The organism is Rhodococcus sp. D-6 (genome assembly GCF_040256695.1).
Taxonomy (GTDB): Bacteria; Actinomycetota; Actinomycetes; order Mycobacteriales; family Mycobacteriaceae; genus Rhodococcus; species Rhodococcus pyridinivorans.
Genome location: NZ_CP132970.1, coordinates 3,113,284 through 3,132,946, shown reverse-complemented (window position 1 = coordinate 3,132,946; position 19,663 = coordinate 3,113,284). Strand labels below are relative to the sequence as shown.

The 19,663-nt window shown below is 68.1% G+C and carries 22 protein-coding genes; 12 read left to right on the top strand and 10 right to left on the bottom strand.

Annotation, left to right across the window (positions count from 1 at the left end; translation table 11 throughout):
* Positions 1–168 precede the first annotated feature (168 nt).
* The 4 genes from RBB84_RS14635 (at position 169) to RBB84_RS14620 (ending at position 3,771) form a co-directional block, all read left to right on the top strand.
* Entirely contained in the window at positions 169–1,077 is a 909-nt protein-coding gene (locus tag RBB84_RS14635) for an ABC transporter ATP-binding protein (RefSeq protein WP_019291133.1), read from the top strand.
* Positions 1,074–1,874, top strand: a complete 801-nt coding sequence (locus RBB84_RS14630) for an ABC transporter permease (protein ID WP_156666042.1) — start codon at positions 1,074–1,076, stop codon at positions 1,872–1,874. Before RBB84_RS14635 ends, RBB84_RS14630 begins: the two co-directional genes overlap by 4 nt.
* A 26-nt stretch (positions 1,875–1,900) precedes the next feature.
* A complete protein-coding gene (locus RBB84_RS14625) occupies positions 1,901–3,136 on the top strand; it encodes a sensor histidine kinase (protein WP_052039949.1) in 1,236 nt (411 codons plus the stop codon).
* A 68-nt stretch (positions 3,137–3,204) separates the two neighbouring features.
* Entirely contained in the window at positions 3,205–3,771 is a 567-nt protein-coding gene (locus RBB84_RS14620) for a response regulator transcription factor (RefSeq protein WP_229579808.1), read from the top strand.
* A 30-nt stretch (positions 3,772–3,801) separates the two neighbouring features.
* Here the strand turns inward: RBB84_RS14620 and RBB84_RS14615 are convergent, their stop codons facing one another.
* Entirely contained in the window at positions 3,802–4,461 is a 660-nt protein-coding gene (locus RBB84_RS14615; RefSeq protein WP_033096360.1) for a hemerythrin domain-containing protein, read from the bottom strand.
* 148 nt (positions 4,462–4,609) lie between these two features.
* On the bottom strand, positions 4,610–5,335 hold the full coding sequence (locus RBB84_RS14610) for a TetR/AcrR family transcriptional regulator (RefSeq protein ID WP_231911923.1): 726 nt from the start codon (positions 5,333–5,335) through the stop codon (positions 4,610–4,612).
* A 103-nt stretch (positions 5,336–5,438) separates the two neighbouring features.
* Here RBB84_RS14610 and RBB84_RS14605 point away from each other — a divergent pair, with 103 nt between their 5' ends.
* From RBB84_RS14605 to lpdA, 4 genes are all read left to right on the top strand, one after another.
* The gene (locus RBB84_RS14605; protein ID WP_231911931.1) at positions 5,439–5,678 is read left to right on the top strand and encodes an ATP-binding cassette domain-containing protein; all 240 of its coding nucleotides are present in this window, start codon (positions 5,439–5,441) and stop codon (positions 5,676–5,678) included.
* A 31-nt stretch (positions 5,679–5,709) separates the two neighbouring features.
* Positions 5,710–5,979 (top strand): hypothetical protein, encoded by a 270-nt coding sequence (locus RBB84_RS14600; protein ID WP_231911924.1) that lies wholly within the window; start codon positions 5,710–5,712, stop codon positions 5,977–5,979.
* Entirely contained in the window at positions 5,976–6,797 is an 822-nt protein-coding gene (locus RBB84_RS14595; RefSeq protein WP_033096155.1) for an ABC transporter permease, read from the top strand. Before RBB84_RS14600 ends, RBB84_RS14595 begins: the two co-directional genes overlap by 4 nt.
* Before the next feature lie 63 nt (positions 6,798–6,860).
* Positions 6,861–8,264: a dihydrolipoyl dehydrogenase gene (gene lpdA, locus RBB84_RS14590; protein WP_033096154.1), complete on the top strand. Its 1,404-nt coding sequence runs from the start codon at positions 6,861–6,863 to the stop codon at positions 8,262–8,264.
* A 74-nt stretch (positions 8,265–8,338) separates the two neighbouring features.
* Here lpdA and RBB84_RS14585 read toward each other — a convergent pair whose 3' ends face one another.
* Complete coding sequence (locus tag RBB84_RS14585; protein WP_231911925.1) at positions 8,339–9,022, bottom strand: ArsR family transcriptional regulator; 684 nt, start codon at positions 9,020–9,022, stop codon at positions 8,339–8,341.
* Positions 9,023–9,201: 179 nt separating this feature from the next.
* Between RBB84_RS14585 and RBB84_RS14580 the strand changes: the two genes are divergently transcribed.
* The 4 genes from RBB84_RS14580 (at position 9,202) to RBB84_RS14565 (ending at position 12,977) form a co-directional block, all read left to right on the top strand.
* Positions 9,202–10,014, top strand: a complete 813-nt coding sequence (locus RBB84_RS14580; RefSeq protein WP_024101783.1) for a methyltransferase domain-containing protein — start codon at positions 9,202–9,204, stop codon at positions 10,012–10,014.
* Positions 10,014–10,346, top strand: coding sequence for a hypothetical protein (locus RBB84_RS14575; RefSeq protein ID WP_006553595.1), 333 nt, complete (start codon positions 10,014–10,016; stop codon positions 10,344–10,346). Before RBB84_RS14580 ends, RBB84_RS14575 begins: the two co-directional genes overlap by 1 nt.
* 68 nt (positions 10,347–10,414) lie before the next feature.
* Positions 10,415–11,512, top strand: a complete 1,098-nt coding sequence (locus RBB84_RS14570) for a ferredoxin reductase (RefSeq protein ID WP_033096152.1) — start codon at positions 10,415–10,417, stop codon at positions 11,510–11,512.
* A gap of 28 nt (positions 11,513–11,540) precedes the next feature.
* Positions 11,541–12,977 carry an acyl-CoA desaturase gene (locus RBB84_RS14565; RefSeq protein WP_033096151.1) on the top strand — a complete coding sequence of 479 codons (1,437 nt, stop codon included), beginning with the start codon at positions 11,541–11,543 and terminating at the stop codon, positions 12,975–12,977.
* Positions 12,978–13,051: 74 nt separating this feature from the next.
* Here the strand turns inward: RBB84_RS14565 and atzF are convergent, their stop codons facing one another.
* The 7 genes from atzF to urtB all read right to left on the bottom strand — a co-directional run bounded on the left by atzF (position 13,052) and on the right by urtB (position 19,649).
* Positions 13,052–14,776 carry an allophanate hydrolase gene (gene atzF / locus RBB84_RS14560; RefSeq protein ID WP_050993574.1) on the bottom strand — a complete coding sequence of 575 codons (1,725 nt, stop codon included), beginning with the start codon at positions 14,774–14,776 and terminating at the stop codon, positions 13,052–13,054.
* 110 nt (positions 14,777–14,886) lie between these two features.
* Entirely contained in the window at positions 14,887–15,417 is a 531-nt protein-coding gene (locus RBB84_RS14555; protein WP_024101778.1) for a carboxymuconolactone decarboxylase family protein, read from the bottom strand.
* A gap of 54 nt (positions 15,418–15,471) precedes the next feature.
* Complete coding sequence (locus tag RBB84_RS14550) at positions 15,472–16,158, bottom strand: GntR family transcriptional regulator (RefSeq protein WP_033096149.1); 687 nt, start codon at positions 16,156–16,158, stop codon at positions 15,472–15,474.
* Positions 16,158–16,850: an urea ABC transporter ATP-binding subunit UrtE gene (gene urtE, locus RBB84_RS14545; protein ID WP_064852239.1), complete on the bottom strand. Its 693-nt coding sequence runs from the start codon at positions 16,848–16,850 to the stop codon at positions 16,158–16,160. Before urtE ends, RBB84_RS14550 begins: the two co-directional genes overlap by 1 nt.
* Positions 16,850–17,632: an urea ABC transporter ATP-binding protein UrtD gene (urtD, locus tag RBB84_RS14540; protein ID WP_024101775.1), complete on the bottom strand. Its 783-nt coding sequence runs from the start codon at positions 17,630–17,632 to the stop codon at positions 16,850–16,852. The genes urtE and urtD overlap by 1 nt, the downstream gene beginning before the upstream one ends.
* On the bottom strand, positions 17,629–18,765 hold the full coding sequence (gene urtC, locus RBB84_RS14535) for an urea ABC transporter permease subunit UrtC (protein WP_033096147.1): 1,137 nt from the start codon (positions 18,763–18,765) through the stop codon (positions 17,629–17,631). Before urtC ends, urtD begins: the two co-directional genes overlap by 4 nt.
* On the bottom strand, positions 18,765–19,649 hold the full coding sequence (urtB, locus tag RBB84_RS14530; protein WP_252173046.1) for an urea ABC transporter permease subunit UrtB: 885 nt from the start codon (positions 19,647–19,649) through the stop codon (positions 18,765–18,767). The genes urtC and urtB overlap by 1 nt, the downstream gene beginning before the upstream one ends.
* Positions 19,650–19,663 lie beyond the last annotated feature (14 nt).

Here is a 19,663-nt window from a genome sequence, read left to right as displayed (position 1 = left end):
GTTCGAACACCCGAGCGGCCTCGCGCCGCGCGGGTTGATCTCGACGGGGAACACGCACGGCGACATCATGCCCGAACCGGATGACCCTCGCCATCATCCGATCGGGGGACATCCGATCGAGACGGACGGACGATGTGCGGGACCGGTGCTCCGCGCGACGCTCGATGCATGCCGATCGTCGAAGTGAACAATCTGCACAAGTCGTACGGAGGTCGCGCCGTCGTGGACGGCGTGAGCTTCGAGATCCACGAAGGTGAGATTTTCGGGGTCCTCGGTCCGAACGGGGCCGGGAAGACGACCTCCGTCGAACACATCTCGGGTCTGCGAAAACCCGATGAGGGCACCGTCCGCGTCGCCGGCCTCGACCCGGTCCGCGACCACCGGGCCGTCACCGAACTGCTCGGCACGCAGTTGCAGCAGAGTGAGCTGCAGCCGAAATTGACCGTGCGCGAGGCCCTCCGGTTGTACGCGGCCTTCTACGCCCGACCCGCGGACGGCGATGTGCTCGCCGAACGCCTCGGGCTCGGCCGCATGCTCGACACCCGGTTCACGAAACTGTCCGGGGGCCAGAAACAGCGGTTGTTCATCGCACTGGCACTCATCGGTTCACCGCGCGTCGTCGTCCTCGACGAACTCACCACCGGACTCGACCCGCGTGGGCGCCGTGACACCTGGGAACTGATCGAGGAGGTGCGTGATTCCGGCGTCACCGTCCTGCTCGTCACACATTTCATGGAAGAGGCACAACGCCTCTGCGACCGTGTCGCGGTCTTCGATTCCGGGCGCATCCGTGCGCTGGGGACGCCGGCCCAGCTGATCGGGCAGTCGTCCGCAGCGATCGTGGTCTCGTTCCACCCGTCCGGTCCGCTCGACCCCGCGCTCCTCGAAGCCCAGCCCGGCGTCGTCTCCGTGCACACCGCCCGGGAACGGGTGGCCGTCGAAGGCAGTGAGGAGTCGATCCACGCGGTACTCGGCCTGTTGGCACGCCTCGGCGTCACGGCCGAACGCCTCCGCATCGCCGAAGCGACCCTCGACGACGCCTACCTCGATCTCACCGACACCAGGAGCACGTCATGACCGACCCGACCGTCCGCACCAGGCTCGTCGAGACGTCGACGACGAGCACCCCGACGATGTCCGCATCGACCGCCGTTCTGCGTACCGAGGCACGACTGTTCACGCGGGAACCCGGGGCGCTCTTCTGGATCCTCGTCTTCCCCACGCTGTTGCTCGTGATCCTCGGCCTGATTCCCGGTTTCCGGAAACCGGATCCGGACCTCGGTGGTCTGCGGGTGATCGATCTGTACGTCCCCGTGGCGATCCTCCTCGCGATGATCGTGGCCGGTGTCCAGACGATGCCCGCGGTGTTGTCGTCGTACCGAGAACGGGGAATCCTCCGCAGGCTCGCCGTGACCCCGGCGAGTCCGTCCCACCTGCTGACCGCACAGATCGTGGTGCACGCGATCGCGGTCCTGGCGTCGGTCTTCCTCGCACTGATCGTCGGTCGGGCGGCCTTCGGAGTCGCCTTCCCCGCCCAGCCGTGGGGATACGCACTCGCGGTACTCGTCACTCTCGCTGCGGCACTGAGCGCGGGAGGGACACTGGCTGCGGTGGCACCGTCCGTGCGGATCGCTCAGACGCTGGGCACGATCGTGTTCTTCCCGTTGATGTTCAGTGCGGGCGTATGGCTGCCGGTGCAGGCGATGCCCGAGCTGCTGCGACGGAACGTGGAGCTGACACCCTTCGGTGCCGCAGCGCAACTGCTCGACGAGACCGCCGCGGGCGACCTGCCGAATCTCGGTGGCATCGCGGTCGTGGTGGGTTGGACCGTCGTCCTGACCGGCGTGGCGATCCGGTGGTTCCGTTGGCAGTGACGGCGTCGACCGTCATCCTGGAAGCCATGAGGGCACCGACGACCACCGACGATCCGTGGCTTCGGACCTACAGATGGGCGCCGGTGGGGATGCTCGCGACCGGCACCGTCCTGTCCGTCGGCACCGCGACGTTGTTGATGAGTCCCGCCGAGCGGTACACGGCAGCGGTGCTCACCGCGGTGGCGGTGGGTCTGGAACTGTGGCGCGGTCGCCGCCGCCGGTCGGTGCCGGAGGGCGACGCGGTCTACTACCTGCTCCGGTCCGCCCTGGCGTTCGTCCTGAGCTGGCTCAACCCGTTCTTCGCGATCTATGCGGCCTCCGGCTACTTCGATGCCCACGCGATGCTGCCGGACCGCTGGATCCGGTTCGGGCTGATCGTCACCGCCGTGACGGTGGCGGGTTCGCAGGCGGGTGGTCTGCCGCCGGACGACACGACGATGTGGATCGCGTTCGGGCTCCTCGTCGTGCTCAACGCCTCGATTTCCATGCTGATGATGAGGCTCGCCGAACGCGACGAGCAGCGAAGTCTCGAACGGCTCGCTGCGATCACCGAACTCGAACGCACCAACGTCCGACTCGAGAACGCGCTGTCCGAGAACCAGGCCCTGCACGCGCAGCTGCTGGTGCATGCCCGGGAAGCGGGGATCGACGACGAGCGCCGCCGGCTCGCCGCGGAGATCCACGACACCCTCGCCCAGGGCCTGGCCGGGATCGTCACGCAGTTGCAGGCGGCACAGGACACCGCCGATCCGGAGGCGGCGCGGCGCCACGTCGAGAGGGCCACGGACCTTGCGCGACGCAGCCTCGGCGATGCCCGCCGCTCGGTGCGCAATCTCGCTCCCGAGGCACTCGAGCACCGCACGCTCGACGACGCGCTGGCCCACGAGGTGGAGAGATGGTCGGCCGAACACGGGATCCGGGTCGATCTCACGGTCACGGGCACCACCGAACCGTTGCACGACGACATCGGCGTGACGTTGTTCCGCATCACCCAGGAGGCCCTCGCGAACGTCGCCAAGCATTCCTCCGCACACCGTGCCGGTGTCACGGTGTCCTATATGGACGACGAAGTGAGTGTGGACATCCGGGACGACGGATGCGGTTTCGATCCGTGCGCGACACCGGGCGACGGATTCGGGTTGCGGGGCATGCAGTCCCGTGCCGACCGGATCGCCGGCGTCGTGGACGTCGAGTCCGAACCGGGTGTGGGGACCGCGGTCTCGGTGCGGGTGCCGCTGATCAGGGCCGGGAGGATGTCGTGACCGACGCGGACGAGATCACCGTGCTGATCGTCGACGACCACCCCGTCGTGCGGGACGGCCTGCGCGGAATGTTCGCCGCATCCCCGGAATTCGACGTGGTCGGAGAGGCTGCCTCCGGTCCGGAGGCCGTGACCCTCACGCTCGAACTCGACCCCGACGTGGTGCTCATGGACCTGCGGATGCCGGGAGGCGGGGGAGTGCAGGCGATCACCGAACTCGTCGCGCGAGGTGCGCGCAGTCGCGTCCTGGTGCTGACGACCTACGACACGGACGCCGACACCGTGCCTGCGATCGAGGCCGGCGCGACCGGCTACCTGCTCAAGGACGCTCTGCGGGACGACCTGTTCGCCGGGGTGCGGGCCGCGGCGGAGGGACGGACCGTCTTGTCGCCGGTGGTCGCGTCGCGGTTGATGAACCACATGCGGACACCCACCGCCCCGCAGGCGCTCAGCGCCCGGGAGCGTGAGGTGCTGGCGCTCGTCGCGAAGGGCACCTCGAACCGGGCCATCGCCCAGGAGCTGTTCATCAGCGAGGCGACCGTGAAGACCCACCTGACCCACGTCTTCGCGAAGCTCGAGGTGAAGGACAGGGCGGCCGCGGTCGCAGTCGCCTACGACCGCGGGATCCTGGGTTAGCCGAACAGCAGGGTCAGCCGAACAGCAGGGTCAGCCGAACACCGCACGCTCGCGGCGTCGTTGCCGACGGGAGAAGACCGCGACCATCAGTCGCACCGGAAGGGGCAGTTCGCGGCGGACCCGCTCGGTCTCGTCCTCGGTCATCACGGCGAAGAAGCGGGTGAGGTCGAAGTCGGCCCGGCCACCGCGCTGGGCGTCCTTCTCGAACCGCTGCCACGCGTCGGCGGAGACGTGCCCGGTGATGAGCGGGAAGACCGTTCGCTCCTCGTCCGCGATGTGCTCGTGGAGGTGCTCACTCAGCGTGCGGAGGGTGCGTGCGAAGCCGGCCACTGCCGCGGGGTCGGGGAGCCCGCGGGTGAATTCGCCGAGTTCGTCGAGGAGCGGGTCGAGTTCGTCGTGGTCGTCGGTGAGTTCGGTGAAGTCGACGTGGGGTCCGGCCGACGCGGTGATCAGCGGCCAGAGTGCGAGGTCCTCCACGTTGTGATGGTGGTAGAGACTCGCGACGAACAGTCCGACATAGTCGGCGGTCGCCGCGTAGCGGGCCCTGTCGAAGCTCGACGGATCTGCGAGGATCCGGTCCGCCAGTTCGCGGAGCCGGGTGACGTCGCGGAGGATCACGCGGTGCGCGAGCCGCATTCCGAGCAGGTCGTCGTCGGTGGTGAGGCGCGGGGTGAGGGATGCGGAAGTCATGTCGGTAGCGTGCGCGGCCGGACTTGGAACCGGCTTGGTGCCGAGCGGGCGCCGGAGATCGTCGCGCACCAAGTGGTCGCCAAGAATGTCTCCGCGCGCTCGGTCCGTGATCATCACTCCGGCGCTTGCAGGGAGCCGGCAGGCGATGTCAGCGGGTCGGCGCGATGCCGAACAGGAGCGCGTCGATGCCGGCGCGGAACGCACGGTCGTTCGCATCGGATCCGTCGTCCGCACCGCTGCGGCTGTCCGCATCTGCGACATCACCTGCGGATCCTCCGGCGGACGCGCCGGTCATCAGGGTGGTGAGATGCGGGTAGTCGCCGTGCTCAAGCATCGCGGCGATGTGCGCGGCTCCGCCGCCGGCCGCCCCTGCAGACATCCCGGCGGCCTCCTGCGCGGCGAAGTTGGTGACCCACCCCGACAGGAGGGCGACTCCGGTCATCGTCGCGGTCGGGTCGAGTCCGGCGGGGGCGAGGGCGCCGACGAGGTGGTCGAGATACCGCATCGAGTTCGGGCCGAGCGTCGATGCCGTGACCTGGCTCAGCCAGGGATGCCGGCGGTGGATTGCGCGGGACTGTTCGGCGACGTCGAGTACGTCGGCGCGCACGTCACCGGTCAGCGGAGCGAAGCGGTATTCGGCTCCGGCCCGGTCGACCATGAGATCCACGAGATCGGTCTTGCCGGAGACGTAGCGGTAGAGCGACGCGGGGGCGGTGCCGAGGGCGTCGGCGAGCCTGCGCATGGACAGGGCGCGGATGCCGTCCTCGTCGGCGATCCGCACGCACGCGTCTGCGAGCTGGTCGAGCGTGTAGGCCGGTCGCGGGCCGGGGCGCCCGGTGTCGGACCGCAGCCAGATCGAGTCGGAGACCGTCATGCAGGACAGCATGCCCCCTCGAACGAGTTGCGAACGATGTTCGCAGATGCGTACCCTCGAACTGCGAACGGTGTTCCCAATTGAGAGGTGGATCGTGACCGAGATGGCACTCGAGGCGGAAGGCCTCACCCGGGCGCTCGGCGATCGCATCGTCGTCGACGACGTCCACCTGCGCGTCCCGCCGGGGCGCGTCCATGCGCTCCTCGGTCCGAACGGATCGGGGAAGACCACCATCGTCCGGATGCTCGCCACCCTGCTGCGGCCCACGGCCGGACGTGCCCGCGTACGCGGCTTCGATGTGGTGCACGACGCGACCCAGGTTCTCGACACCGGTCAGTCGTAGATCCACCGCGTGGTACTGGCCGACGAAGCCGATGCAGCGCTTCACGCGGGCCCACATCGACGAGGCCGTCGCCGTCATCGGCGCATTCGGCCTGCGCCACAACGGCATCCAGGTGCCGGTCGAGAACGGCTCGGTCCGGCTGTCCTTCACGACCGACGCCCACTCGGTGCCGCTGCTGCCCGTGCTGCGCGCCCTCGACGACGCGGGTGTCCCCGTCGACGACATCGGCCGTCGCCGCGTCGGTCTCGACGAGGCATTCCTGACCCTGACCGGACGCGAGCGAATCGAGGAGTCCGCATGACCACCATCCACGAGTCCGGCCACGGCAGTTCTGCCCTCACCGGCACCCGGACGTTGCTGCATCGCGTCCTGCTGACCTACCGGCACTCGCCGGCCCAGCTGTTCGTCACCCTCGCCGCACCGCTGGGCATGATGCTGCTCTTCGGATTCGTCTTCGCCGGCGCCCTGTCCGGTGGCGAGGGCGCCGCCTACCGCGCATACCTGATGCCGGGTGTGCTCGTCCTCGTGGCGGCCATGGGCCTCGCGACCACCGCCGCCACCGCGAACGCCGACATGCGCAGCGGACTGTCGGATCGCTTCCGGACCCTGCCCACCTCCCCGGTGGCCGCGCCCGCCGGACTCGCCTTCGCCGAGACCCTGACGTGTGCGGTCACGCTGGCGCCGATGGTCGGCATCGGATATCTCGTCGGCTGGCGGATCGAAGCGGGCGCCGGGGAGATCGCCCTCGCCGCGGTGGTGCTGCTGTTGTTCCGGTTCGCATTCTCGTGGGCAGGTGTGTGGCTCGGCGTCTCGATCCGGGACGAGCAGGTCCTGCAGCAGTGCGCACCGATGATCTTCGGCGCGATCATGTTCTCGAACATCTTCGTGCCCACCGACACGATGCCGGTGGTGGTCCGGCAGATCGCGGAGTGGAATCCCGTCAGTGCCGTCGTGGGTGCGCTGCGTGAGCTGCTCTCGGCGTCCGCGCCGGTACCCGCGGATGTGGCGTGGCCGCTGCACCATCCGGTGTGGTCGGCGTTCGGCTGGTGCGTCGTGCTGCTCGTCGTGACGGTCCCGCTCGCGGTGCGCCGATACACGGCCGATCACCGGATCCGGTAGCTACCGGCCGGTAACCGGACCATCGGCAGACACCGGAATCGGGCGGGACTACCCTGTATATCCGTGACCTCACACTATGACGTCGTTGTCCTCGGAGCCGGTCCCGGTGGGTACGTCGCTGCTATCCGCGCGGCACAGCTGGGACTGAGCACCGCCATCATCGAGCAGAAGTACTGGGGTGGTGTCTGCCTGAACGTCGGCTGCATCCCCTCGAAGGCACTTCTCCGCAACGCCGAGCTGGCACATCTCTTCAACAAAGAGGCCAAGACCTTCGGCATCTCGGGAGACGTGTCCTTCGACTTCGGTGCCGCCTACGACCGCAGCCGCAAGGTCGCGGACGGGCGCACCAAGGGCGTGCACTTCCTCATGAAGAAGAACAAGATCACCGAATACGACGGTAAGGGCTCGTTCGTCGACGCCAAGACCATCGAGGTGGCCCTCACCAAGGGCGGCACCGAACAGGTGACCTTCGACAACGTCATCATCGCGACCGGTTCCGTCACGAAGCTGCTGCCGGGCACCGAGCTCAGCGACAATGTCGTCACCTACGAGGAGCAGATCCTCACCCGCGACCTCCCCGAGTCCATCGTCATCGTCGGTGCCGGCGCCATCGGCATGGAGTTCGGCTACGTCCTGAAGAACTACGGGGTCGACGTCACCATCGTCGAGTTCCTCGACCGCGCACTGCCCAACGAGGACGCCGACGTCTCCAAGGAGATCGCCAAGGCGTACAAGAAGCTCGGCATCACCATCAAGACCGGTGCCGCGGTGCAGAAGATCTCGGACGACGGTTCGAAGGTGACCGTCGCGATCAAGGACAACAAGTCCGGCAACGTCGAGACCGTCACGGTCGACAAGGTGCTGCAGTCGGTCGGCTTCGCGCCGCGCGTCGAGGGCTACGGCCTCGAGAACACCGGCGTCGAGCTCACCGACCGCGGTGCCATCGCGATCGACGAGCGTATGCGCACCAACGTCAAGGGCATCTACGCCATCGGCGACGTCACCGCGAAGCTGCAGCTCGCCCACGTCGCGGAGGCGCAGGCCGTGGTCGCGGCCGAGACCATCGGCGGTGCCGAGACCCTCGAGCTCGGCGACTACCGCATGATGCCGCGCGCGACCTTCTGCCAGCCGCAGGTCGCCTCCTTCGGTCTCACCGAGGAGCAGGCGAAGGCCGAGGGCTACGACGTGAAGGTCGCGACCTTCCCGTTCACCGCCAACGGCAAGGCGCACGGTCTGGGTGATCCCAACGGCTTCGTCAAGCTCATCGCCGACAAGACCCACGGTGAGCTCATCGGCGGCCACCTCATCGGCCCCGACGTCTCGGAGCTGCTGCCCGAGCTGACCCTGGCCCAGAAGTGGGACCTCACGGTCAACGAGCTCGCGCGCAACGTCCACACGCACCCGACTCTGAGCGAGGCGCTGCAGGAGGCCATCCACGGTCTCGCAGGACACATGATCAACTTCTGAGGATGCGGGGCCGACCCGAGGCCCCGCGTTCACCCTTCTTCCGTGTGGGCGGATCCCCGCTCGGATGTACCGGCTCAGCCCGTGACGACTCGACCGTCGTCGCGGGCTGACGTCGTTCCGTCCTTCTCCGGGCGCAGCACCAGCTGCACGAGACAGTTACCGTCCTGCGGGTCGGGCCGGACGTCGACGGCGTAGCGGCTGCGCAGCAGGTCGGCGTGGTCGTCGAGGACACGCTGGATCAATCCGCGTTGGATGCCGCGCACCACTTCGGGATTCGTGCGGGCGATCTCCGCGAGCGGGCACGTGCACAACGTGAGGCTGTGGGTGCCGAAGGCGTTCGTCGCGCTCTGCGTCTCGAAACCCAACTGCTGCAGGGCGTCGATGACGAGCGTGCCGGCGTCGACGGTCGGCGCGGGTGCGAGGGCGAGGGCGAGGATGCCCGCCCAGTCCGAGCCCACCTCGAACGCCTTGTCCTCGCGCTCGGTGGGGGTGCCCCCGATCCGCGCGGCGAGCAGCGCGACGAGATCGGTGTAGGACGGTTCCTTCACCGCGACGTAGCCGAGGCGCGGGCGCCCGACCCGCTCGGTCGGAAGTTGCCGGGTGCGGACGAGACCTTCCTTCCCGAGGCCCGCGAGATGGAAGCGGACGGTCGTGACGTGCAGGTCGAGCGTGGCGGCGAGATGATGGGCGTCGACCGGGCCCGAGGACTCCCGCAACAGGCCGAGAATCCGCTCGCGTTGCTTCACCCGCCGTGCCAAGTCCGCTCTCCCGTCGCGCCCGCGGTGACTCTCAGGTGAGGGTCACCTTATTAAAAGGAGGAAAATCCTCTATAGTCGGCGCCATGGAGGCGACAACCGACGCACCGTCCACGTTACGACCGGTCCGGAGAGCCTCGGAACCGTAGCCACCCTTGCCCTCGCGAGAAGGAGTGCAGAACATGGCGGACAAGCACGCATCGGAAGACGCTCTCCCCCTTGCGGGTAGGGACACCGCCCACCTGCCGGGACACTGGCTGCTCGCCCGCCTGGGCAAGCGTGTGCTGCGGCCCGGCGGTAAGGAACTGACGGCACGCGTGCTCGCCGACGCGAGGTTGCGTGGCGCGGACGTCGTCGAGTTCGCGCCCGGCCTCGGCCGGACGGCGCAGGAGATCCTCGCGTACTCGCCGGGCAGCTACACCGGAGTCGAATCCGACGAGACGGCAGCCGAACTGACGCGCAAGGCCATCGCCGGCGGAGGCAGTGTGGTCAGCGGCGAGGCGTCGAAGACCGGACTCGACGACGAGGTCGCCGACGTCGTGGTCGGCGAGGCGATGCTGACCATGCAGACCGACAGGCACAAGGCGGAGATCGTGCAGGAGGCCCGCCGGGTGCTCCGTGTGGGCGGCCGGTACGCCATCCACGAACTCGCGATCGAACCCGACGAGGTCGATGACGAGGTCAAGACCGAGATCCGCACGTCGCTCGCGCGCTCGATCAAGGTCAACGCCCGCCCGCTCACCGCGGCGGAATGGCGGACCCTGTTCGAGGAGAACGGATTCGAGGTCGAGAAGATCGGCTTCGCTCCCATGGCGCTGCTCGAACCCAAGCGCATCCTCGCCGACGAGGGCCTGCCCGGCACCCTGAAGTTCGTTCGCAACGTCCTTCGCGACTCCGACGCCCGCAGCCGGGTGCTCCAGATGCGGTCGACGTTCACGAAGTACAAGAAGCATCTGGTCGCGATCGAGATCGTCGCCACGAAGAAGGAAGCGTGATGAGTACACAGCAGGTCGAGGGCAAGCTCACCCGTATCGAGGGGCTCGCGGAGCTCAACGCGGGCGAGGGGAGCGGGCCACGCATCGAGAAGCTCGCGGCGGTCACCGGTGCCACCGTGGTACGTCTGTCCTTCGTCGCCGGGCAGACGATGGACGACCACAAGGCCGGCGCTCCGATCCTCGTGCAGGCCGTCACCGGCGACATCTCGTTCAGCACCGCCGACGAGACCGTGTCGCTCGTACCGGGTACCGCCGTCCACGTCGACGCCGGCATCGTGCACCGCCTCGTCGCGAACGCCGATTCCGTGGTGCAGCTGACGATCCTGCGCTGAGCTGTCACCGATCCCACGTCGGCGACGAATGTGCACGTGAGGTGTGCGCGCCCGCGTAGTGTTGCGCCATGGCGGAACGCGGCGCTCGCCCACACGTGCACCCGGTTCGGAGATGGTTGCTGCGAACGGTGCGGCACCTGTTCACACCTCTGCGGCCCGACGACTATCTCGAGATGATCAACCCGCTCTGGACGACCCGCGAACTGCGCGGCCGTGTGGAGCGGGTCGTCCCCGAGGGCGGCGACGCCGCATCGGTGCTCATCCGCCCGGCCTACGAGTGGCGCGGTCACGAGCCGGGCCAGTACGTGCGGCTCGGGGTGGTCATCGACGGGGTCTACCACTGGCGCGCGTACTCGCTCACCTCCGACCCCGATCCGGTCGACGGGCTCATCAGCGTCACACCCAAACTCGTCGAGAACGGCGTGGTCTCGCCGTACCTGGTCCGCAAACTCGAGCCCGGCGACATCGTCCGCCTCGGTGAGGTCGAGGGCGTGTTCACCCTGCCCGACCCGCTGCCCGCGAAGATGCTGTTCATCAGCGCGGGCAGCGGGATCACCCCGATCATGAGCATGCTGCGCAGCCTCGACCACCGCGACCGCATCGACGACGTCGTCGTCGTGCATTCCGCCCACACCGAGGACGAGGTGATCTTCGGCTCGACCCTGCGCGGCCTCGACGAGCGGCATCCCGGAATGCGTCTCGAGCTGTGGCTCAGCGGCGACCGCGGCCGCATCACCCCCGACGACCTCGGCGATCTGTGCCCCGACTGGCGCGAACGCGACGCTTTCTGCTCGGGCCCGCGCGACCTGCTCGACGCCCTCGAAGAACACTGGGACGAACACGGTGATCCCGAAAGATTCCACCTCGAACGTTTCCAGCCGATCATCGGTGGGAATGCCGGGAGCGGCGAGGGCGGCACCATCCACTTCCTCGACAGCGAGAAAGAGGTGGAGTGCGACGGGGGAACACCCATCCTGGTCGCAGGCGAGAACGCCGGCCTGAAGTTGCCATACGGCTGCCGTATCGGCATCTGCCACACGTGCGTCGGAACGCTGAAATCCGGGCAACTCCGGGACCTGCGGACCGACGAGGTGAGCGAGCCCACCGGGGCTGCGGTGCGTACCTGTATCCACACCGCGGAGGGTGACATCGAAATAGAACTGTGAAGCAACCGGCTTCGAAGCAGGGGGCGTCGTGACGAGAAGCATCGACAGGACCGACACCGGGACACGGGAACCACAGAGTCCGCTCGCGCATCTGAGCGACGACGATCTCGAGCAGATCGCCGAGGAGTTCGACGCCATCCACGACGAGGTGTACTCGAGTCTCGGCGACAAGGACCGGCAGTACATCAAGAACGTCATCGCCACGCAACGGCAGTTGGTCGTCGCGGGGCGGTTACTGCTCTTCGCGTCGTCGTACAAGCCCGCCTGGGTGGCCGGGACAGCCTGTCTCGGAGTGGCGAAGATCCTCGAGAACATGGAGATCGGCCACAACGTCATGCACGGCCAGTGGGACTGGATGAACGATCCGGACATCCACTCGTCGGTGTGGGACTGGGACACCGCCTCCACCGCGGAGGCGTGGAAGCACTCGCACAACTACATCCACCACACGTTCACGAACATCCGCGGCCTCGACAAGGATCTCGGCTACGAGATCATGCGGATCGACCCGCACCAGAAGTGGCACCCCGTCTACCTGGCGCAACCTCTCTACAACGCGCTGCTCACCGTGCTCTTCGAATGGGGTGTGGCGCTGCACGACCTCGACCTCGAGGCGTTGTGGGCCGGCGAGAAGTCGACCGGTCAGGTGATCGAGGAGCTGAAGGGCATCTTCGGCAAGGCCCGCGCGCAGTTCGTCAAGGACTACGTCGGCTGGCCGCTGGTGAGCGCCGCGCTGTTCGGTCTCGCGCAGGTCGCGCTGCAGGGCCGGTTGCCCCAGCCGAAGACCTCGCGTCTGGGCCGGCGACTGCGGTCGATGAGCAAGGGACCGATGGGCAAGGGCCGGTCCGGAAAGTTTCGTACCGCAGCCCATCTCGCCGACCGGTATCTGCCCGGTGTCGAGAAGACCTTCCTCGCGACGGTTCTCGCCGACATCACGGCCAACATCATCCGCAACGTGTGGGCGCACGCGATCATCTTCTGCGGGCACTTCCCGGACCAGACCTATACCTTCTCGAAGAAGGAGGTCGAGAACGAGTCGCGTGGAGGGTGGTACGTGCGGCAACTCGTCGGCGCCGCGAACATCGAAGGCACCCCGCTGTTCCACATCCTCAGCGGCAATCTCGGCTACCAGGTGGAGCATCACCTGTTCCCCGACATGCCGAGCACCCGTTACGCGGAGGTCGCGCCGAAGGTCAAGGACATCTGCGAGCGTTACGAACTGCCCTACAACTCGGGGCGATTGGGCAAGCAGTGGTTCATGGTGCACCGCACCATCGCCCGGCTCGCCTTCCCGGGCGGCAAGCCCCGTCCGAAGCCCGGACCGTATCGTCGTTCGCAGGACCCCACCGGCGGTCCCGTTCCCAGCGAGGCCGCACGGTTCCGCGACCGTCTGCCCGCCGACCATCCCGACGCCGGACCAGAACACGAGGGCGGCGGCGTGAAGGTCGATCCGCCACCCCGCTGATCACGTCGTCCGGTGTGCAGTTGTCGTCGACGATGCGCGAATTCGCCGATGAGAACTGCACTCCGGAGCCGGGGTCAGGACGCCCGGTATGCCTTCCAGCCGCCGAACTCGGTGATGTCCACCGCGTCGGCGGCTGCGTCCTGCGTGCAGCCGAAGCCGACGACCCACCGTCCGTCCGCCAGTTCGACACTCGTCAACGTCATCGGGGCGGGCAGCGCGGCGAGGAACCGACCCAGTCCGGCCTCCGACAACCGGAACAGTTCACCGACGATGGCGGCGCCCTCGCCCGGTGCGTGACGCACCAGGCCCGGCTTCGGCGGCGTCGTGTTCAACGCGGCGAGGCGGTACGCGTCGGAGGTGTACACCTCCTCGACGAAGCGCGCCCCGAGTTCCTCGAGCTGGAAGTGCAGCGGCTGACCGCGCAGGTGCGCTCCGAAGACCGCGAGTTCGACGCCGGACTCGACCACACGCGGTGCGTCCACACCGTTCAGCGCGGCCGCGACGTCCACGGCCACCTGGTCGCCGAAGGCCGGGACCACGACCATGACCCCGAACGGCTCACCGGCCGGTGTCGGCGCACCGGGCACCGCCACCGCCGTCATGTCCAGCAGGTTGCAGAAGTTGGTGTAGGTGCCCATCCGACGATTGATGGCGATCGGATCGGCCTGCACCGCGGCGATCGTCGGGTGTTCCGTCGTCGTCGGGAGCAGCAACCCGTCGAACCCGGCGAGCAGTTCACGCGCGAACGCCTTCACGTGGATGAGGGTGTCGAGATCCTCGACGAGTTCGTAGGCGGCAGGCTTCTTCGCGCCGGCGACGATCGCGGCGACCGTGGGATCGGCACCCTCCGGTGCCGTCGACAGGAACTCGCCGACGGCCGCGTAGCGCTGGGCCACCACGGCACCGTCGTAGAGAAGCAGGGCAGCATCGAGCAGCGGTGAGATGACCACCTCCGCGATCTCGATGCCGGATTCGCGTGCCGCGGTCACCGTGCGGGCGAAGGCGTCGCGGTACTCCTCACACAACGCTTCGAGATCCTCGGCGCGCGGCACCGCGACGCGCAGAGTGTTCGGCGCGGCGAGTCGTACATCCGCGGGCCAGGTCCTGCTGCGCGGGTCGCGGGGTTCGGGTCCGGCCATGATCCGGACCGCGGTCGCCGCCAGGTCGAGCGACGTCGCGAAGACCGTGAGGCAGTCGTAGTCGACGCAGGCCGGGACCACGCCGTGCGCCGGGATGACGCCGAGAGTGGCCTTGATGCCGACGATTCCGTGCAGCGCGGCGGGTACCCGTCCCGAACCGGCCGTGTCGGTGCCCAGCCCGATGTCGGCGATGCCGAGCGCCACCGCGGCCGCCGAACCGGAACTCGAACCGCCCGAGACCTTCTCGGGATCCCACGCGCACCGCACCGCCCCGTACGGGCTGCGGGTGCCGACGAGACCGGTGGCGAACTGGTCGAGGTTGGTCTTACCCAGCACGACGGCGCCGGCGGCGACCAGACGCTCGACACCCGAAGCGGTTTCCTCCGGGACGTACGCGAACTCGGGACATGCCGCAGTGGTCGGGATTCCCGCGACGTCCACGTTGTCCTTGACCGCCACGACCAGACCGGCGAAGGGAAGGGACTCACCGGCGGCGACCCGTGCGTCCACTTCGGCGGCGTCGGCGAGAAGATCGTCGGCGCTGCGCAGCGTGATCCACACCTCGGGTCGATCCACCTCGTCGATGCGGCCCAGTGCGGCACGAACGCGATCGGTGGCGGACACCCTCACCGGGGAGACGGGCGCCGCAGCTGTATACATCTTTGTGGACATGGCTGTATACGCTATGGACCAGCAATGACGCTGCTGTGACGTTGTGTAACAGCCTTGTTAGGGATCGCGCCGAACCGATGCCGGCCGGTGCGGACGGATCAGAAGTCGCGTTCGATCCGCAGCACACCGATGGTTGTGGCAAGGGCGTCGTACTGCGTGACCAGCAGACAGAACTCGATGAGCCTGCGGTCGTCGTAGAACTGCGCGAGCGACGCCCACGTCTCGTCGGACAGATTCTTCGTCGCCACGAGTTCGTCGACGGCGGCGAGAAGAGCGCAGTGCCTTGCCTGCCAGCCGGGAGCGTCGGGTCCGGCAACGATACGCTCGCGCACCTCGTCGGTGATGCCGGCACGGCGACCCAGGCGGGTGTGGTGGTCGAATTCGTAACCGCACTCGCGCAGATGCGCGACGCGCAGGATGACCATCTCCGATTCGAACCGGCCGAGACGGCCGAACGGCATGAGCATGCCGGCGTAGTGCAACCACCCGCGGAACAGCCGTCCGGTGCGGCCGAGGGTGCTGAACAGGTGGGCGTCCGAGGTGCCGCCGGCGGCGGACAGGGCCTTCCATGTCACCCAGTTGATCGGGCCGAGTTCCTTGAAACGTCCGGGCGGGATGCGGGGTGTCATGAGCGCCAGTGTGCCGCACCGGACCCGTCCGGTCACGTGACACGACCGGAAGTGTCAGTCTCGGACGGCCCGGGCCATCCGCGCGAAGGCGCGTGCCTCCTCGGCCCGGCGCACGACCACCGATCGCGAGGTGTCGATGTGGGCGAGCAGCAGGTCGTGGGCGTCGTCGAGCTTGTCGGCGAGAACCAGCTCGGCGACCTCGATGTGCTCGTCGACGGTCGCGACGATGCGGTCGGGGGTCAGATAGTCGAACATCCGCACCGGGCGCACCTTGGCGTTCACCGAGGCCAGCGCGTCGCACAGGGCACGGTTGCCGGAGGCGGCGAGCAACGTCATGTGGAAGCGCTCGTCGAGCGTGACGAAGCCGGCGTCGGGCTCGGGCGGATCCTCGCGGATCTCATACCAGCGGTCGAGCTCGGGACCGAGGACGTCGGGATCGTGCCGCACCGACTCGCTGTCGAGTGCGCGGCGAATCCCGCGCAGCTCCAGGGTGGTCCGCAGCTCGTACAGGTCGGCGAGGTCGTCGAAGCGCGGACGGTAGGGGTACAACCCCTGGTCGCGGCGTTCGACGAGCCCGTCGGAGACCAGTCGGGCGAGGGCCTCGCGTACCGGCGTGCGCGACACCTCGTACTGTTCGGCGAGGCGTTCTTCACTGAGTCGTTCGTCAGGGGAGGCGGTCCCGGACATCAGACGATCGCGCAGGGCCTTGTAGACCCACTCGCGCCGTGTGTCGGCGGCCATCAGATCGCCATCGCCGCACGGACGGTGGAGGCGGCGTCGACACCACCGTCACCCGTCGAGGTGATGCGCCCGGATTCGAGGACGTAGTAGTGCAGGGCGTTGTCGAGGGCGAAACCGATGTGCTGTTCGACGAGCAGCACCCCGAGGTCGCCGCTGCGGCCGAGTTCGACGATGGTGTTCTCGATCTCGGTGACCACCGATGGCTGGATGCCTTCGGTGGGCTCGTCGAGGATGAGCATGCGCGGCTCGGTGATCAGCGCGCGGGCGATGGCGAGTTGCTGGCGCTGACCGCCGGAGAGCAGGCCGGCGCGGCGGTCGAGTAGCGGGACGAGGGCGGGGAACAGGTCGAGCATGTCGGTGACCAACTGCCGGCCGTTGCGGCGCGTGTCGGCGACGACCTGCAGGTTTTCCCGGCAGGTGAGCTGACCGAAGGACTGTTGCCCCTGCGGGACGTAGGCCAGGCCGCGGGCGACGCGGGCAGATGGTCGCAGCGAGGTGATGTCGTCACCGTCGAAGAGGATCTTTCCCTTGGTGACGGGCAGCAGGCCGACGGCGGCGCGCAGCAGTGTGGTCTTGCCGGCACCGTTGTGGCCCATGACCGCGACGGTCTTGCCGGTCGGCACGGTCAGGGAGATGCCGTGCAGGATCTCGGTGCGACCGTAACCGGCGCGGACGTCGACGAGTTCGAGCATCATGCCTCCTGAGCAGCGGTGGCGGTCCCGAGGTAGACCTGCTGGACCTGCGGGTCGTTCTGGACCTGGTCGACGGTGCCGTCGGCGATGACTTTGCCGCGGGCGAGGACGGTGACGGAGGTGGCGAAGGCGCGCATGAAGTCCATGTCGTGCTCGACGACGACCACCGTGCGCTGCGCGCCGATGCGGCGCAGCAGCTGCCCGGTCTCCTCGCGTTCGTCGCCGCTCATTCCGGCGACGGGTTCGTCGAGGAGCAGCACGTCGGCGTTCTGCACGAGCAGCATGCCGATCTCGAGCCATTGCTTCTGCCCGTGGGCGAGGATGCCCGCGGGGGTGTCGCGGTGGGCGGTCAGGCCGATCGTCTCGAGTGTTTCCTCGATCTCGGGCAGAACGTTGTTGCGGCGGCGCAGCAACTGCCACGGGGAGCGGCTCGCGCCGGCGGCGATGTCGAGGTTCTGCAGAACGGACAGTTCCTCGAAGACCGAGGCGGTCTGGAAGGTGCGGCCGACACCGAGGCGCGCGATCTTGTGGGTCTTCTTGCCGAGCAGTTCGACGCCGGATTTGGTGATCGAGCCGGTCGCTGGGACCAGGCCGGTGACGGCGTCGACGAGGGTGGTCTTGCCGGCGCCGTTGGGGCCGATGAGGAACCGCAGGTCGCCTTGGAGGAGGGTGAGGTCGACGCCGTCGACGGCGGTGAAGCCGTCGAAGGTGACACGCAGGTCGCGGATCTCGAGGTAGTCGCTGCTCATTCCGGCGTTGCCGCCGTAGACGGGTTTGCTCATCGCACGGGCTCCATCTCGGGAAGGTCGGCGGGCTCGGGTTCGGTCGGGGGTGTGGGTTCGGTCGGGGTGGTGCGGCGGCGCCGGCGGAGCAGGGTGATGACTCCGGCGAGGCCGGCGGGGAAGAAGCCGACGACGACGATGAACAGCAGGCCCTGCGCGTAGGTCCAGGCCGACGGGAAGTTCTCCGACAGGGTGGTCTGTGCCCACGCCACGCCCACCGCGCCGAGGACCGGGCCGAGCAGGGTGGTGCGTCCGCCGATGGCGACACCGATGAGGAACGCAATCGACGGGACGATGCCGACGTCGGCGGGGGAGATGATGCCGACGATGGGCACGAACATCGCCCCGGCGATGCCGGCGAAGAAGGCCGCGACGGTGTAGGCGGCCACCTTGATCAGGGCGGGGTCGTAGCCCAGGAAGCGGACCCGCTCCTCCTGGTCGCGCACGGCGACGAGCAGTTCGCCGTAGCGGGACTGCATGAGCTGGCGGGTCGCGGCGACGACGAGCAGCAGGATCGCGGCGACGATGAAGAACAGCATCCGCTTGTTGACCGGATCGGACAGGTCGTAGCCGAAGAAGGTGCGGAAACGGTTGAGGCCGTTGGATCCTCCGGTGGACTGCTGGCCGATGAGCAGGATCGCGAAGGCGGCGGCCAGTGCCTGGGAGAGGATGGCGAAGTAGGCGCCCTTGACGCGGCGGGCGAACACACCGAAGCCGAGCAGGGCGGCGAGCAGGGCCGGCACGATCAGGATCGCCAGCAGCGTGACGGCGGGGGAGGCGAACGGGGTCCAGTAGGCGGGTAGTTCCCGGATGCCCGCGATCTGCATGAAGTCCGGGACGGTGTCGCCGCGGAGCTGCGCGTCGGAGATCTTCAGGTGCATGGCCATGATGTAGGCGCCGAGGCCGAAGAAGACACCCTGGCCGAGGGTGAGCATGCCACCGCGGCCCCAGGCCAGGCCGATGCCGGCGGCGACGATCGCGAAGCACAGGAACTTGCCGAGCAGGCCGAGACGGAAATCGGAGAGGACGGCGGGGGCGAGACCGAACAGGACGATCGCGGCGATCGCGAATCCGCCTGCTGTGCGTACGGGTCCGGGTCGGGTGAAGGTGCGGGTCGAGAAGGTCGCGGGCATCAGACCAGGCTCCTCGTCTGGACGGCGAACAGGCCCTGCGGACGGACCTGCAGGAAGATCACGATGAGCACGAACACGATGACCTTCGCGATCGACGCGGTCGTGGAGTACTCGATGAACGAATTGAGCAGGCCCAGTGCGACGGCCGCGAGCACGGCGCCCTCGATGCGGCCGAGACCGCCGATGACGACCACGAGGAAGGCGTCGATGAGGTACGACTGGCCGATGGTCGGGCTGGTCGAGCCGATGAGTGTCAGGGCCACACCGGCGAGGCCGGCCAGGCCCGAGCCGAGGAAGAAGGTCGTGATGTCGGTGCGGCGCGACGAGATGCCCACCGTCTCGGCGAGATCGCGGTTCTGCACCACGGCCCGGATCCGTCGTCCCATCGGGGTGTACTTCATCGACGCGATCAGGGCGACCACGCAGACCACGGCGAGGGCGAGGATGAACAGGCGGGTCTTCGGGACCACCGCCCCGAAGATCTCCACACCACCGGAGAGCCAGGACGGTGCGACGACGTTGACGGCGGGGGCGCCGAAGATGTCGCGGGCGGCCTGCTGCAGCAGCAGGCCCACACCGAAGGTCACCAGCAGGGTGTCGAGCGGGCGGTGGTACATGCGGCGGATGAGGGTGACCTCGAGGATCACACCCATCACGCCGCCCACCAGGAAGCCGACGAGCAGGGAGACGAACAGGGACATCCCGGCCGAGGAGATCACCTGCTGCACGACGAAGGCGGTGTAGCTGCCGGCCATGATGAATTCGCCGTGGGCCATGTTGATCACGCCCATCTGGCCGAACGTCAGCGACAGCCCCAGTGCTGCCAGCAACAGGATCGATCCGATACTCAATCCTGTGAAGAGCTGTCCTACAAGGACATCCATGTCGTCTCCCTCTT

Bases quoted from the DNA above. Each gene is read 5' to 3' on its own strand.
- RBB84_RS14635 (WP_019291133.1), top strand. From the start codon at position 169: ATGCCGATCGTCGAAGTGAACAATCTGCACAAGTCGTACGGAGGTCGC.
- RBB84_RS14630 (WP_156666042.1), top strand. From the start codon at position 1,074: ATGACCGACCCGACCGTCCGCACCAGGCTCGTCGAGACGTCGACGACG.
- RBB84_RS14625 (WP_052039949.1), top strand. From the start codon at position 1,901: ATGAGGGCACCGACGACCACCGACGATCCGTGGCTTCGGACCTACAGA.
- RBB84_RS14620 (WP_229579808.1), top strand. From the start codon at position 3,205: ATGTTCGCCGCATCCCCGGAATTCGACGTGGTCGGAGAGGCTGCCTCC.
- RBB84_RS14615 (WP_033096360.1), bottom strand. From the start codon at position 4,461: ATGACTTCCGCATCCCTCACCCCGCGCCTCACCACCGACGACGACCTG.
- RBB84_RS14610 (WP_231911923.1), bottom strand. From the start codon at position 5,335: ATGACGGTCTCCGACTCGATCTGGCTGCGGTCCGACACCGGGCGCCCC.
- RBB84_RS14605 (WP_231911931.1), top strand. From the start codon at position 5,439: ATGGCACTCGAGGCGGAAGGCCTCACCCGGGCGCTCGGCGATCGCATC.
- RBB84_RS14600 (WP_231911924.1), top strand. From the start codon at position 5,710: ATGCAGCGCTTCACGCGGGCCCACATCGACGAGGCCGTCGCCGTCATC.
- RBB84_RS14595 (WP_033096155.1), top strand. From the start codon at position 5,976: ATGACCACCATCCACGAGTCCGGCCACGGCAGTTCTGCCCTCACCGGC.
- RBB84_RS14580 (WP_024101783.1), top strand. From the start codon at position 9,202: ATGGCGGACAAGCACGCATCGGAAGACGCTCTCCCCCTTGCGGGTAGG.
- RBB84_RS14575 (WP_006553595.1), top strand. From the start codon at position 10,014: ATGAGTACACAGCAGGTCGAGGGCAAGCTCACCCGTATCGAGGGGCTC.
- RBB84_RS14570 (WP_033096152.1), top strand. From the start codon at position 10,415: ATGGCGGAACGCGGCGCTCGCCCACACGTGCACCCGGTTCGGAGATGG.
- atzF (WP_050993574.1), bottom strand. From the start codon at position 14,776: ATGTATACAGCTGCGGCGCCCGTCTCCCCGGTGAGGGTGTCCGCCACC.
- RBB84_RS14555 (WP_024101778.1), bottom strand. From the start codon at position 15,417: ATGACACCCCGCATCCCGCCCGGACGTTTCAAGGAACTCGGCCCGATC.
- RBB84_RS14550 (WP_033096149.1), bottom strand. From the start codon at position 16,158: ATGGCCGCCGACACACGGCGCGAGTGGGTCTACAAGGCCCTGCGCGAT.
- urtE (WP_064852239.1), bottom strand. From the start codon at position 16,850: ATGCTCGAACTCGTCGACGTCCGCGCCGGTTACGGTCGCACCGAGATC.
- urtD (WP_024101775.1), bottom strand. From the start codon at position 17,632: ATGAGCAAACCCGTCTACGGCGGCAACGCCGGAATGAGCAGCGACTAC.
- urtC (WP_033096147.1), bottom strand. From the start codon at position 18,765: ATGCCCGCGACCTTCTCGACCCGCACCTTCACCCGACCCGGACCCGTA.
- urtB (WP_252173046.1), bottom strand. From the start codon at position 19,649: ATGGATGTCCTTGTAGGACAGCTCTTCACAGGATTGAGTATCGGATCG.